We start from the raw sequence: 12,520 nt of genomic DNA, 5'->3' as shown, positions 1-12,520 counted from the left end.
AGATTCCAGGAGAGATGTTCATGTCGGAATGGCTCGTACTGTCCCTGGCGATGGCCGCGGCCTGCGCGGTCGTCCTCGCCATCACCATCATCAACCAGCGCCGGGTCGGCGAGGACGACAACCCCGAGGAGACCCCCGATGTGATCGAGTACATGACGATGATGATCGGCGTGGTGTACGCGATCGTCCTCGGCCTCGCCATCGCGGGCGTCTGGGAGGCCCGCAGCGCGGCGGGCGACACCGTGCGCGCCGAGGCGCAGGCGCTGCACGAGGTGACCGAGCGCTCGGCCGTCTACCCGCCCGCCGTCCACAAGAAGATCAGCGACGACGTCGACGCCTACGTCAGCCACGTCGTGCACACCGAGTGGCAGTACATGTCGGACCACAGCGAGCTCACCGACAAGGGCACCGAGCTGCTGGCCCAGGTCCGCAAGGACGTCCGCGACTACCGCCCGGCCAACGACTACGAGGCGCAGGCCTACCAGCCGCTCATGGACCAGGTCGCGATCGCCGACGACGCGCGTGGCGCCCGCGGCGAGGGAGCGGGCGCCACGATGCCGGGCGTGGTGTGGTTCGGACTGCTCGTCGGGGGCGCCGTGGCCGTCGGCCTGATCTTCACGCTCCAGATCAGGCGCACCGGCCGCGAGCTGCTGCTGGCCGGGCTCTACAGCGCCCTGATCGCCTTCCTCCTCTTCCTGATCTGGGACTTCGACGCGCCGTTCAGCCGCGGCATCTCGGCGACGTCCTCCCCGTTCACCACCCTCTTCCCGCAGATCATGGACTGAGGGACCGGTGGTCGCGGCGTCGGGTCACAGCTCCCAGTGCGGGCCCGACGCCACGCGGTGCACCAGCTTCACGGGCGTCCCCTGCGGTGACGTGGCGCAGACCTCGAAGCGCAGCTGGCGCTGTGCGGGGACGTCCGCCGCGCAGTGGAACTGGTGCCCGCTGCCGCCGGTCGAGCGCGTCGGCAGGTACGCGGAGGGGTTCTGGCCCGCGCTGTCGGTGAGGTAGAAGCGGCCCACCACGACCGTTTCCGGGTGGGTCCGCTCGTCCAGCAGGAGGTGGACGACCGTGTGGTGGCGGCGCGGCCCCTTGTGGAGCACGGCGTCGGTGAAGGCCAGCGCCGTCCATTTGCCCGAGGTGAGCTGGACGTCGGTGGCGTTGGACTCGTGGAGCATCTGCGGCACTGGTTCCTCCTCGGGCGGTTTCTGTCCCTTGGCGCGGGCGGCGATCTGGGGGAAGACCGTCTCCCTGAACTGTTTGACGCGTGCGTCCCCCGGGCACGCCGTCCCGCCGTCGGACCACGCCGCGTGCAGTCGGTGGTAGCCGAATCCCGGGTCGTCGTCGGCGCGGCAGATCCGCAGCGGGATGTCGTGGGTGCGGTGCAGCCAGAGCCCGAGCCTGATCAGCCCCTCCACCTGCTCGGGGGTCCACGGGTCGGTGTGGTGGAGGTTGGACGCGGTCTCGATGGAGACCGCGCCGGTGCCGTCCGGGCGCCTGTTGGCCAGGAAGTTCGCGTCGGCCCTGGTCTGGGTGCCGATGAACTGGGCGATCGACCCGTCGTAGGACTGGCCGAAGTGCGATTCGAGGTTGGTCGAGTCCCGCCAGTACTCGTAGATCCGCTCCTTCGTCCAGGGCGCGGCGATGCTGTGCAGGATGAACTGGGTCGGGCGGATGGCGGACTGGGCGTCCGACTCCGGCTGAAGCTCCATCTTCTTGGCGTCCGGGTACCAAGCCATGCGGCCCCCTTTTCCGATGTCCTGGTACTTGAGGCTCCTCTTGTTTCAGGGCGCGCACCAGGGAATTGCGTAATTTCGATTTGACCGATTAACGGCTTTTGCTACGGTCGGCCTCGCAAGCGTCGTTCCGAAGGTGGGTGCCTCCGTGGAGCTGGTGTCGTTGGCCGGGGGGCCGCTCGACTGGTCGCTGATCGGCGGGCCGGTCCCGCTCGTCGTGCGGCTGGTCGGGCTCGGTGCGCTCGCCGCGCTCCTCTTCTCCCGCGACCGCCGCTGGTGGACGCGGCGGCTGCCCGCCGCCGTGGCCGTCGCGGGGCTGCTGACGCTGCTGCTGCGGGCGGTCGTCGACGACTGGTGGCAGCCCTTCGCCGACGACCTGCCGACCGAGGTGGTGGCCTGGCTCGGGGTCGCGATCCTCGGCCCGTGCCTCGCGCTCCTGCGGCTGCCGCCGCTGCGGTGGCGCGGCCGGGCGGGCGCGCTGCTCGCCGGGGCGCTGGTGGTGGTGTTCGGCCTCTCCCAGGTCAACCTCCACTTCGAGCAGTACCCGACCGTACGCACCCTGCTGGTGCCGCAGGAGACGGTGCCGCTGGCCGAGGCCGCGGGCAGGCCCGAGCCGCTCCTCGACGTGCCGCCGGGCAGGAAGCTGTACGAGGTGTGGCGGCCGCCCGGGGACATGCCCGCGCGGGGGACCCTGTCGAGCGTCCGGATCCCCGGCGCCCGCTCGAAGATGGCGTCGAGGGACGCGTACGTCTACCTGCCGCCCGCCTACCGCACCACGCCCCGGCCCCCGCTGCCCGTGCTGATGCTGATGGCCGGCCAGCCGGGCGCGCCGGAGGACTGGGTGACGGCCGGACAGCTGCCGCGCACGCTGGACGCGTTCGCCGCCCGGCACCGGGGCCTCGCGCCGGTCGTGGTGGCGGTCGACCCGCTCGGCGGCTCCTCCTTCAAGAATCCGCTCTGCGTGGACTCCCGGCTGGGCAGGGCCCAGACCTACCTGGCGGACGACGTCCCCCGGTGGATCTCCGGGCGCCTCCAGGTCGCGCGGGACCGCACCTCCTGGACGGTCGCCGGGCTCTCAGCCGGCGGCACGTGCGCGCTCCAGCTCGCGGTCAACGCGCCGGGCCGGTTCGGCTCCTTCCTGGACATGTCGGGCCAGGACGCGCCGACCCTGGGCAGCAGGGAGAAGACCCTGGACGCGGCGTTCGGCGGCGACGGGGCGGCGTTCGCGAAGGTCAACCCGCTGGACGTGCTGGCCCGCACCCGCTTCCCCGACACCGCCGGCCTCTTCGTGTACGGCGAGGACGACGACGTGTACGGGCCCCAGCAGGAGAAGGTCCACCGGGCCGCGCTGCGGGCGGGCATGAAGGCCGAGATCGTCGTCGTGGCGGGCGGGCACAGCTGGCAGGTGTGGCGCGAGGCGCTGAAGTCCCAGCTCCCCTGGGTCGCCAGGCAGCAGGGCCTGATCGAGTAGCGCCCCGTCAGGTCGGCGGCGCGGGACGGGCGCACGGGCCGGGCACACGGGCCGGGCGGGCGGATCGGCCGCGCGGGGGACAGCGGTGCCCCATTCGCCCGACTGAGATCGCGGGGCGCCGGGGCCGCTCCTAGCGTTTCCGGCATCGAGGCGCAGGTTACGGAAAGGTGCGGAAACCGGTTCCGCAGCTGCTCCTCGGGGACCCGGAGGACCTGCCATGCGCACGATACGCACCACGGGAGCCGCACTGCTCGGCTGCGCCGCACTCGCCCTGACCGCCCCGGCCGCGACCGCGGCCGACGGCGCCGTGGTCACCCCCTCCACGATCGCCGCGGGCGGCAAGGTCACGCTGAGCGCACCCGGCTGCGCCGTGGACGCGACGGCCTCGTCCGGGATCTTCGACACCGCGACGGTCCCCGCGGGCGGCTCCGCGGTGGTGACGGTCGACTGGGACGCCAAGCCGGGTGCCGCGTACGCGGTGGCGTTCGACTGCTCGGGCACCAAGAGCACCGCGCAGCTCACCGTCGCGGGCGGCAGCTCCGCGCCGACGACCAGTTCGACGGCCGTCGCCCCGGCCACCCGCAGTCCGGCCTCCGCCTCGCCGCTCGCCGTGCGCGGCGGTCTCGGCGGAAGCGTCGGCGGGATGGACGCGGGCGAGCTGGCGGCCGGTACGGCGCTGGTGGTCGCCGCGGCGACCGGTGTCGTCTTCGCGGTGCGGCGCCGCAACGAGGGCAGACAGCACTAGATCCGCGCGGCGCCCCCGCAACGCCCGTCGCCCCGGGTCCTGGCCAGGACTCGGGGCGACGGGCGTTGGAGCGCGACCGGGAGGTTCGGCCGGTCAGGCCCGTCCGCCGCTCAGGTGGCGGCGGCGCAGGACGAAGGCGCCGCCGCCGACGGCCGCCAGGACGACCAGGCCCGCGCCGACGGCCATCTCGGTGGAGCTGGGCTCCATCGAGCCGCCGAGGCCGCCGTGCGCGCCGCTGCCCGCCAGGACGGTGAACTGGTGCGTGGCGACGAGGGAGTTGTCGCTGCACTGCACCGCGAGGTTGTAGTGCCCGGGGGTCGCGTTGTCGTGGACGCGCGCGGTGGCCGTGGAGTGCCCGGAGGAGTTGGTGGAGAGCGCCGCCTGCGAGAAGGCGTTGGACGTCACCTTGCCGCCGTGGCCGCAGCCCTGGGCGGTGACCGTGATCGTGCTGCCCTGGTGGACCGAGTACGGGTTGACGGTGACGTTGCTCGGGCCGTTCGTGGCCCCGGCCAGCGGAGCGGCGAGTCCGACGGCCGCGCAGGCGGCGGCGGTCACCGCGAAGGCGCGTGAAGCACGCATGGTTGAACCTCCAGCGGGAAGCGCCCCGGAGCGGCGCTCCGGGATGCGGAATGGACGGTTACGCCTCCCATGACGAACCCTCACTGGGCCGCGCCGTGGCCGCATTTCGGCACTGGGCCACTCCGGTGAGCCGACACGCCGGGCCGGACCACCGGATCTGACGGAGCCGCAGGTCACGGACCGTCAGAAATTTTGTCCGACGATTACTCGGATCGGGGCGGCGGCCGCTCGACAGCGCACCGCGCGGCGTCCCCGCGGCCCGCCGCCGCCACCCGTTCGCCCGCCCCTGATCGCCGCTGTCCGCACCCCCGCTTAGCGTTCCAAGCGTGCGCGACATGAGGAGAATCCCCAGCCAGGACCCCGACCGCATCAGACTGACGAGGCGTCAGCCGTGGGGGGCGCTCGCCCTCGTGCTGCTGACCGGCCTCGCCATGATGCGCAACGGCGTGGACGACCCGGCGGGCCCCCCGCAGCCGGTCGCCGCCAACGCGCTGGACTCCCGGGGCGACGGCCGCACGGCCGCGGGCAGGGCCGCCCCGCTCGCCCCGCTGCCGTACTCGCCCGTGTCCCGCGTGCGGATCGGGGCGATCGACGTGGACGCGCCGGTCGTGGACGTGGGGCTCGACCCGGACGGCTGGATCGAGGCGCCGCCGCCCGGGAACCCCGACCTGGCGGGCTGGTACCAGAACGGCATCGCGCCGGGGCAGCGGGGCACCGCGGTGGTGGTCGGCCACGTCGACAACGCGGCGGGCCCCGCCGTCTTCTACGGCCTGGGCTCCCTGAAGAAGGGGCAGCACGTGGAGGTGGAGCGGCGCGACGGCAGGACGGCCGTCTTCGAGGTGTACGGGGTGGAGGTCTTCGGCAAGGAGGACTTCCCCGGCCCCCGGGTGTACGGCGACACCGGCCGCCCGGAGCTGCGGGTGATCACCTGCGGCGGCGGCTACTCCAAGGCGGACGGCTACGACGGCAACGTGGTGGTCTTCGCCCGGCTGGTCGCCACCCGCTGAGCCCGCGGCCGGGCCCGGGAGCCGGGCGGCGGCCGCAGGTCAGCGCCGGAACGGCACCGCGATGCGGTGGCCCTCGTCCAGCAGTCCCGGCAGGTACGTCTCCAGCGCGGCCACGCTCTGCGAGCGGTCGCCGCCCGCGTCGTGCGACAGGACGACGACCCCGGGCCCCGCCCCGCCGAGCACGCGCCGCACGATGGTGCCGGTGCCCGGCTCCTTCCAGTCGAGCGTGTCGACGGTCCACGCCAACGGCTCCATGCCCAGTTCGGCGCCGATCTCGAAGGAGGCGCGGTTCCAGGCGCCGTACGGGGCCCGGTACCACAGCGGCGGGTCGCCCAGCGTGCGCTCCACCACGTCGCTGGTGCGGCCGAGTTCGTCGCGGATGCGGGACGGGCGCAGGCGCGGGATCAGCGGGTGGGACCAGGAGTGGTTGCCGACGACGTGCCCGTCGTCGGCCATCTCGCGCAGCAGGTCGCGGTTGTCCACGGCCATCTCGCCGCAGACGAAGAACATGGCGCGCACGTCGTGGCGGCGCAGGGTGCGCAGGATGGCGGGGGTGTAGCGGGGGTCGGGTCCGTCGTCGAAGGTGAGCACCATGGACCGGCCGAGTTCGGGCAGGGCCAGCAGCGGCCTGGTGCGCACCGGGGGCGGGGCCGGGCGGTGGCCGGGCGGCGCGTCGGCGGTCATCGGCCGGAGCCGGTAGGCGGACGAGCCCGGCCGGGCGGCGACGGCGCCGGGGCCCGCGGCGGGACCCGGCGCGCTGCCGGTGCCCGGCTGTCCCGCGGCTCCCGAGGCGCTGAAGGGCGGGGTGGCCGCGGGGTCGGCGGCGGCCATCCGTACGGTGACGGCCGCGCCCAGGCAGGCGGCGAGCCTCAGGAGTCTTCGGCGGCTCCGGTCCCGGCCCGCCCCCCGTGGAGTCATCTGATCGTTTTGCATGATCAATAGCTCGCATGGGCGAAGGCCCGGGGCGCACAGCGACACCGGCCGCGCGGGCACAAGCACCCGAAGGGATCAGTGGCGGCGGACCAGCGGGAAGGGCAGCGTCTCGCGGATCGTCAGCCCGGTCAGGAACATCACCAGGCGGTCCACGCCGATCCCCAGCCCGCCGGTCGGCGGCATCGCGTACTCCAGCGCGTCCAGGAAGTCCTCGTCCAGCTCCATCGCCTCCGGGTCGCCGCCGGCCGCCAGCAGCGACTGCGCGGTGAGGCGGCGGCGCTGCTCCACGGGGTCGGTCAACTCCGAGTAGGCGGTGCCCAGTTCCGTACCGAAGGCGACGAGGTCCCAGCGTTCGGCCAGGCGCGGGTCCGTGCGGTGCTGGCGGGTGAGCGGGGAGACCTCGGTGGGGAAGTCCTTGTAGAAGGTGGGCAGCTGGGTCCGCTCCTCGACCAGCCGCTCGTACATCTCCAGGACGACGTCGCCCCGGGTGTTCTCGGGGGTGTGGGGCACGGCGGCCCGGTCGCACAGGCGGCGCAGCACGCGCTCGTCGGTGTCGGCGCCGACCTCCTCGCCGAGCGCTTCGGAGATCGCCCCGTAGACCGTCTTGACCGGCCAGGGCCCGGAGATGTCGTGCTCGGTGCCGTCCTTGCGGGCGACGGGCGCGCCGAAGGCCGCGGTGGCCGCGGACTGGATCAGCTCGCGGGTGAGGTCGAGCATCACGTCGTAGTCGGCGAAGGCCTGGTAGGCCTCCAGCATCGTGAACTCGGGGTTGTGCTTGTAGCTCACGCCCTCGTTGCGGAAGGTGCGGCCCATTTCGAAGACCTTCTCCAAGCCGCCGACGCAGAGCCGTTTGAGGTACAGCTCGGGCGCGATGCGCAGGTACAGGTCGAGGTCGTAGGCGTTGATGTGGGTGGTGAAGGGGCGGGCGTTGGCGCCGCCGTGGATCTGCTGGAGCATCGGCGTCTCGACCTCCAGGTAGCCCCGCTCAAGCAGGCCCTGGCGCAGGGCCTGCACGGCGGTGGAGCGGGCGCGCACCACGTCGCGGGCGCCGGGGCTGGAGATCAGGTCGACGTACCGGTTGCGGACCTTGGCCTCGGGGTCGGCGAGGCCGCGCCGCTTGTCGGGGAGCGGGCGCAGGCACTTGCCGGTGAGCTGCCAGCCGGTGACGAACAGGGAGGGTTCGCCGCTGTCGCTGGTGCCCGTGGTGCCGGTGGCGCTGACGTGGTCGCCGAAGTCGGTGTCGCGGGTGAAGCGGTCCAGGACGTCGGCGCCCGAGCCGTCCCTGGTCAGGGCGAGCTGGAAGTCGCCCGACCAGTCGCGCAGCACGGCGAAGACGACGCCGCCCAGGTCGCGCACGACCATCACGCGGCCCGCGACGGTGGCGGCCGTGCCGGGCGGCGCCGCGCGCAGTTCGGCGAGCGTGTGGGTGCGCGGCGGCGGGCCGACCGGGTAGGGGTCGGTGCCGTCGGCGCGGACGCGCTCCAGCTTGCGGTGGCGCACGCGCACCTGGTCGGGCAGCCGCCGCTCGCCGCTCCCGGCGCCGGGAGCGGCCAGGCCCAGCGCCTCGATGGCGGGCAGTCCCTCGGTGGTGACGGGCTTGGTGACCCCGGCGGGGCGCCTGCCCTTGCCGCGCAGCTTGCGCAGGGAGGGCACGGAGACGAAGCCCTCGGCGATGCCGGAGGCGAGGCCGATGCGGGCCAGGGAGCCGGTGTCGCCGTAGCAGAGGAAGCGCGGGTACCACTCGGGCTGGTACTTCACGTTGGAGCGGTACAGCGCCTCCAGCTGCCACCAGCGCGAGAAGAACAGCAGCAGCTTGCGCCACAGCCGCAGCACGGGCCCGGCGCCGATGCGGGCGCCCTCCTCGAAGGCGGAGCGGAACACCGCGAAGTTCAGCGAGATCCGGCGCACCCCGACCTTGGGGGCGTACGCGCAGAGCTCGGCGACCATGAACTCCATGACGCCGTTGGGCGCGCTGCGGTCGCGGCGCATCAGGTCCAGCGAGATGCCGTCCTTGCCCCAGGGCACGAAGGAGAGCAGCGCGATGAGCCCGCCGTCGGCGTCGAACGCCTCCACCAGCAGGCAGTCGCCGTCCTCGGGGTCGCCGAGCCGGTCGAGCGCCATCGAGAAGCCGCGCTCGGTCTCGGTGTCGCGCCAGGCGTCGGCCCGGTCGACGACCTGTTCCATCTCGGCGTCGGTGAGCGCGGAGTGCCGTCTGATGACGGTACGGGCCCCGGTGCGGCGGACCCGGTTGACGGCCTGCCGCGTGACGCGCATGTCGCGGCCGTCCAGGTCGAAGCGGGCCACGTGCAGGATCGCCTCGTCCCCGAGCTGGATCGCGCCGAGCCCCGAGCGGGCGTAGGCGGTGGCGCCCTCCTCGGACGCGCCCATCACCGCCGGGGCCCAGGCGTAGCGGCGGGCGACGTCCAGCCAGGCGTCGATCGCCGGGGTCCACGCCTCGCGGTCGCCGACGGGGTCCCCGCTGGCCAGGCAGACCCCGGCCTCGACGCGGTAGGTGACGGCGGCCTTGCCGCTGGGCGAGAAGACGACGGCCTTGTCGCGGCGCGTCGCGAAGTAGCCGAGCGAGTCCTGGGCGCCGTACGCGCCGAGCAGCGCCCTGATGCGGGGCTCCTCGTCGCCGTGCAGCGCGGCCTCCATGCGCTGGGAGCGCAGCAGCACGTACGCGGCCAGGAGCAGCGCGGCGGCGCCGAACAGGCCGAGGAGGAAGAAGAGCGCCCTGGGCGGGCGCCCGTCGTAGCGCGCGGCGGAGACCAGGCCGCCGAGCACCCGGTCGGCGGCCCACAGCAGGCGCTGGTCGCGCGGGAGCGTACCGGGGAACAGCTCGACGAGCCCCCAGCCAGCGAGCACGCCCGCGGCGAGGCCGCCGAACAGCACGAGCAGCGCCCGCCACAGCGCGCCGTGCCGGGTCTGCGCGTAGAACTCGCGGCGGGCCAGGAACAGCACGGCGAGGGCCGCGACGCAGACCACCAGGTTGGGCAGCCAGTACCAGTCCGCTTCGGCCACCAGGATGACGTCGACGACCAGCAGCAGCCCGAGGTAGACCACCACCAGCCACCAGGCGGCCTTCTTGCGGGCGCCGATGGCGGCGGCGAGCAGCAGCAGGAAGACGGCGTACGCGAGGTTGGCGCTGACCGGGACGGTGGCGGCGTCCAGCGCCTCGGCCACGGGCCGCAGCAGGTGCCGCAGCGTGGGGCTGAGGGCGAGGACGCCGCAGAAGACGCCGAGAGCGCCGAAGAACATCGCGAGGCCGCCGGGCACCCGGCCGAGGAAGCGGCCGCGCACGGGAGCGGACCCGGTCGCGCTGACACTCATGCTTGGCACTCTAGGGAGGGCCGGGCGAGGCCGCCTGTTGGAAGGGGCTAGCCTCGAACGCGTGACAGAGCAGCAGCACCGCTTCGAACGCGGGACCGACGGGCCCAAGGTGATCGTCGTCGGGGTGGACGGCTCCGACTCCTCCCTGCGCGCGGCGGCGTACGCGGGCGGCCTGGCCAGACGGCAGAACGCGCTCCTCGCCGTGGTCTACGTCCAGCCGCTGGTCCCCGCGGGCGCGGCGCTCGGCGCGCCGGTCGCGGACACCACGTCGGAGATCGCCGACGGTCTCGTGGCCGAGATCCGGGAGGCGGTCGAGCGGGTCAAGGACACCTGGCGGCTGCGCTGGGAGTTCCACACCCTGCGCGGCGACCCCTACAACGGCCTGGTGCAGGCGGCCGACGAGCTGACGGCGGACGCGGTGGTGGTCGGCGCGTCGGAGTCGGCGGGCCACCGGATCGTCGGCTCGGTGGCGGTGCGCCTGGTCAAGGCGGGCCGCTGGCCGGTGACGGTGGTCCCGTAGGTCGCCCTACGGGCGCGCCGTCACGAACAGGGTCTGCGCGCCCCGGCCGATCGGGCCCTTCTCGTCGTGCAGCCGGGTGTCCGCGAGCCCCACTCCGGCCGCGTCCACGCTCGTCCGCGCCTGGAGGCACACCCACTCCCCCACCGGGTGCCGGTACAGATGGACGGTCAGGTCGGCGTTGACGAACAGGTGCCGCCCGAAGTCCAGCACGTTGGCCACCCCGTTCCCCGAGTCCGCCGCCGTCAGCACCCGGTCCAGCGGCCTCGGCTCCTCGCCCGCCACGAGCGGCACCCGCATCCGCATCCAGCAGGTGGCGGGCCCCTTCTCGGTGAACGAACCGGCGGCGAACCTGCTCTCCATCGCGGTGTGGTAGCCGGTGTCCCACGGCACGGGGAAGAACGGTTCGGTGCCGCTCTCGCCGGGCGCGGGCACCTGCGGCCCCTGGGCGACGGCGGGCCCCGCGTCCCGGGCGACCCGCAGCCGCAGCGCGCGGGCCAGCACCGCGGTCCTGCCGTCGTCGGTGGTCAGCCGCGCCTCGACCAGCTCGGTGGAGCGCCCGGCGCGCAGCACCTCGGTGCCGACGGTGAGCGGGGCGATGGGGACCGGGCGCAGGATCTCGTACGTGATGCGGGCGAGGCGCAGGTCGTCGCGGGCGCCGGGGCGCGTCTCGACCGCGCGGCCGATGAGCGCGGCGGGCGGCCCCGCGTGCTGGGACGCCGCGTCCCAGGGGCCGCGCGTGGCCTCGGTCGACGCGTAGCGGTCCTCGGCGAGCCGCTCGTAGAACGCCTGGGGATGGCCCATGGCCGACCGCCTTCCCGCGCCGCCCGGCGCACCTGCCACGGGGCGCCGCCCCGTACGGACAGCGCCCCACGCTACCTACTGGTAACCGGTGTTGGCCAGGGATCTGGGACTCCGGGTGCTCCCGGCCGCCGCCCCTCCTGGCTCACTCCCCCATCCGCAGCCCCTGCCCCGCCGCGCCCCGGCTCAGCACGACCCGCCGGATCCGGTCGCGCACCTCCGTCAGCTCCGCGCCCCGCCGGATCGCCGCGTTGAGGTTCACGACGCGCCCGGAGGCGACGTCGAACCACTGCGGTACGAACTCCGCCTTCGTCACCCGCCAGCGCCGCCCGGGGGCGGCGGGCGGCGCGAAGGTGAAGCGGCCGACGCTGCCCTGGTTGCCGCGCGGGTCCTGCTCGCCCGAGTAGTTGACCATCGTCCCGGCGACCTGGTCGCCCATGCCGTAGACCACCCAGGTGCCGTTGACCTTCTCGTAGGCCTGCGGGACGTGGGCGTGCGTGCCGAGGATCAGGTCGACGTCGGGGCGGCCGCCGGTCGTGGAGGCGGTCAGCGCGCGGCCGAGCGCGAGCTGCTGCCCGTCCGGCTCGTCCTGCCACTCGGTGCCCCAGTGCAGCGAGACCACGACCACGTCGGCGCCCGCGCGCCGGGCGGCCCGCGCGTCGGCGACGATCTTCTCCCTGTCGATGAGGCCGACGGCCCACGGCTGCCCGTCGGGCAGCGGGAAGCCGTTGGTGCCGTAGGTGTAGGCGAGTTGCGCGACGGTGGCGCCGCCCGCGCGCAGCAGCGTGGGGCGGGCGGCCTCGGCGGCCGTACGGGCCGAGCCCGCGTGCGCGACGCCGGCCCGGTCCAGCGCGTCGAGGGTGCGGCGCAGCCCGGCCTCGCCGTCGTCGAGGGTGTGGTTGGAGGCGGTGGAGCAGCTGTCGTACCCGGTGGCCCGCAGCGCGTCGGCCAGTTCGGGCGGCGACTTGAAGGTGGGGTAGCCGGTGTAGGGGCCGCCGTCGCGCCCGTACACCGTCTCCATGTGACAGATCGCCAGGTCGGCGCGGGAGACGACGGACTTCGCCCCGGCGAGCATGGGCCGGAAGTCGTAGCCCCGGCCGTCCGCGTCGGCCGCGGCCTGGCCGATGACCGAGGAGTGCGGCAGGACGTCGCCGCTGGCGACGAGCGTGAACCCGCGCCCGGCCGGGGCGCCGGGGATCCCGGCCGCCGGAGAGGGGGTGCGGGTGCGGCCCTGGGCGCTCGCGTCCTGCCGCGGTACGCGGTCGGCGGGGCGGCCCAGAGCGGCGGGCGCGCCGGGTTCGGCGGCCGGGGCGCAGGCCGCGGCCGACGCGAGCAGCGCCGTGGTGAGCGCCAGCGCGCCCTGCCGCAGCGGCCGCTTCGGGTGCTTGGTCATGGGGCTGG

Annotated in this window: 11 protein-coding genes; 5 read left to right on the top strand and 6 right to left on the bottom strand. The window is 74.3% G+C overall.

Annotated features, from left to right (window positions below; all coding sequences use genetic code 11):
• Positions 1-20 precede the first annotated feature (20 nt).
• Positions 21-785, top strand: coding sequence for a hypothetical protein (locus tag ACIBNE_RS02445; protein WP_399268614.1), 765 nt, complete (start codon positions 21-23; stop codon positions 783-785).
• A 24-nt stretch (positions 786-809) separates the two neighbouring features.
• On the opposite strand, the gene ACIBNE_RS02440 is transcribed toward ACIBNE_RS02445, so the two are convergent.
• Positions 810-1,739 (bottom strand): N-acetylmuramoyl-L-alanine amidase, encoded by a 930-nt coding sequence (locus ACIBNE_RS02440; protein WP_399268612.1) that lies wholly within the window; start codon positions 1,737-1,739, stop codon positions 810-812.
• A 145-nt stretch (positions 1,740-1,884) separates the two neighbouring features.
• On the opposite strand from ACIBNE_RS02440, the gene ACIBNE_RS02435 reads away from it, so the two are divergent.
• Both ACIBNE_RS02435 and ACIBNE_RS02430 read left to right on the top strand, forming a co-directional pair.
• Positions 1,885-3,207: an alpha/beta hydrolase gene (locus ACIBNE_RS02435; protein WP_399268610.1), complete on the top strand. Its 1,323-nt coding sequence runs from the start codon at positions 1,885-1,887 to the stop codon at positions 3,205-3,207.
• 217 nt (positions 3,208-3,424) lie between these two features.
• The gene (locus ACIBNE_RS02430; RefSeq protein WP_399268608.1) at positions 3,425-3,952 is read left to right on the top strand and encodes a hypothetical protein; all 528 of its coding nucleotides are present in this window, start codon (positions 3,425-3,427) and stop codon (positions 3,950-3,952) included.
• Between the two features lie 93 nt (positions 3,953-4,045).
• On the opposite strand, the gene ACIBNE_RS02425 is transcribed toward ACIBNE_RS02430, so the two are convergent.
• Complete coding sequence (locus ACIBNE_RS02425; RefSeq protein ID WP_399268606.1) at positions 4,046-4,531, bottom strand: hypothetical protein; 486 nt, start codon at positions 4,529-4,531, stop codon at positions 4,046-4,048.
• Between the two features lie 335 nt (positions 4,532-4,866).
• Here ACIBNE_RS02425 and ACIBNE_RS02420 point away from each other — a divergent pair, with 335 nt between their 5' ends.
• The gene (locus tag ACIBNE_RS02420) at positions 4,867-5,538 is read left to right on the top strand and encodes a class F sortase (RefSeq protein ID WP_399268604.1); all 672 of its coding nucleotides are present in this window, start codon (positions 4,867-4,869) and stop codon (positions 5,536-5,538) included.
• 39 nt (positions 5,539-5,577) lie between these two features.
• Here the strand turns inward: ACIBNE_RS02420 and ACIBNE_RS02415 are convergent, their stop codons facing one another.
• Positions 5,578-6,456 (bottom strand): polysaccharide deacetylase family protein, encoded by an 879-nt coding sequence (locus tag ACIBNE_RS02415; RefSeq protein WP_399268602.1) that lies wholly within the window; start codon positions 6,454-6,456, stop codon positions 5,578-5,580.
• Between the two features lie 90 nt (positions 6,457-6,546).
• The gene (gene lysX, locus ACIBNE_RS02410) at positions 6,547-9,801 is read right to left on the bottom strand and encodes a bifunctional lysylphosphatidylglycerol synthetase/lysine--tRNA ligase LysX (protein ID WP_399268600.1); all 3,255 of its coding nucleotides are present in this window, start codon (positions 9,799-9,801) and stop codon (positions 6,547-6,549) included.
• Positions 9,802-9,862: 61 nt separating this feature from the next.
• On the opposite strand from lysX, the gene ACIBNE_RS02405 reads away from it, so the two are divergent.
• Positions 9,863-10,321: a universal stress protein gene (locus ACIBNE_RS02405; RefSeq protein ID WP_399268598.1), complete on the top strand. Its 459-nt coding sequence runs from the start codon at positions 9,863-9,865 to the stop codon at positions 10,319-10,321.
• Between the two features lie 6 nt (positions 10,322-10,327).
• On the opposite strand, the gene ACIBNE_RS02400 is transcribed toward ACIBNE_RS02405, so the two are convergent.
• Together ACIBNE_RS02400 and ACIBNE_RS02395 are read right to left on the bottom strand one after the other, a co-directional pair.
• Positions 10,328-11,122: a thioesterase family protein gene (locus tag ACIBNE_RS02400; RefSeq protein ID WP_399268596.1), complete on the bottom strand. Its 795-nt coding sequence runs from the start codon at positions 11,120-11,122 to the stop codon at positions 10,328-10,330.
• 142 nt (positions 11,123-11,264) lie between these two features.
• Positions 11,265-12,512, bottom strand: coding sequence for a CapA family protein (locus ACIBNE_RS02395; RefSeq protein ID WP_399268594.1), 1,248 nt, complete (start codon positions 12,510-12,512; stop codon positions 11,265-11,267).
• Positions 12,513-12,520 lie beyond the last annotated feature (8 nt).

It is taken from the genome of Streptomyces sp. NPDC050504, from assembly GCF_044458065.1.
GTDB lineage: Bacteria > Actinomycetota > Actinomycetes > Streptomycetales > Streptomycetaceae > Streptomyces.
This window is presented reverse-complemented; position numbering and strand designations above follow the sequence as displayed.

Excerpts from the sequence above, each read along its gene's own strand:
- ACIBNE_RS02445 (WP_399268614.1), top strand. The coding sequence starts at position 21 with ATGTCGGAATGGCTCGTACTGTCCCTGGCGATGGCCGCGGCCTGCGCG.
- ACIBNE_RS02440 (WP_399268612.1), bottom strand. The coding sequence starts at position 1,739 with ATGGCTTGGTACCCGGACGCCAAGAAGATGGAGCTTCAGCCGGAGTCG.
- ACIBNE_RS02430 (WP_399268608.1), top strand. The coding sequence starts at position 3,425 with ATGCGCACGATACGCACCACGGGAGCCGCACTGCTCGGCTGCGCCGCA.
- ACIBNE_RS02425 (WP_399268606.1), bottom strand. The coding sequence starts at position 4,531 with ATGCGTGCTTCACGCGCCTTCGCGGTGACCGCCGCCGCCTGCGCGGCC.
- ACIBNE_RS02420 (WP_399268604.1), top strand. The coding sequence starts at position 4,867 with ATGAGGAGAATCCCCAGCCAGGACCCCGACCGCATCAGACTGACGAGG.
- ACIBNE_RS02415 (WP_399268602.1), bottom strand. The coding sequence starts at position 6,456 with ATGACTCCACGGGGGGCGGGCCGGGACCGGAGCCGCCGAAGACTCCTG.
- lysX (WP_399268600.1), bottom strand. The coding sequence starts at position 9,801 with ATGAGTGTCAGCGCGACCGGGTCCGCTCCCGTGCGCGGCCGCTTCCTC.
- ACIBNE_RS02400 (WP_399268596.1), bottom strand. The coding sequence starts at position 11,122 with ATGGGCCATCCCCAGGCGTTCTACGAGCGGCTCGCCGAGGACCGCTAC.
- ACIBNE_RS02395 (WP_399268594.1), bottom strand. The coding sequence starts at position 12,512 with ATGACCAAGCACCCGAAGCGGCCGCTGCGGCAGGGCGCGCTGGCGCTC.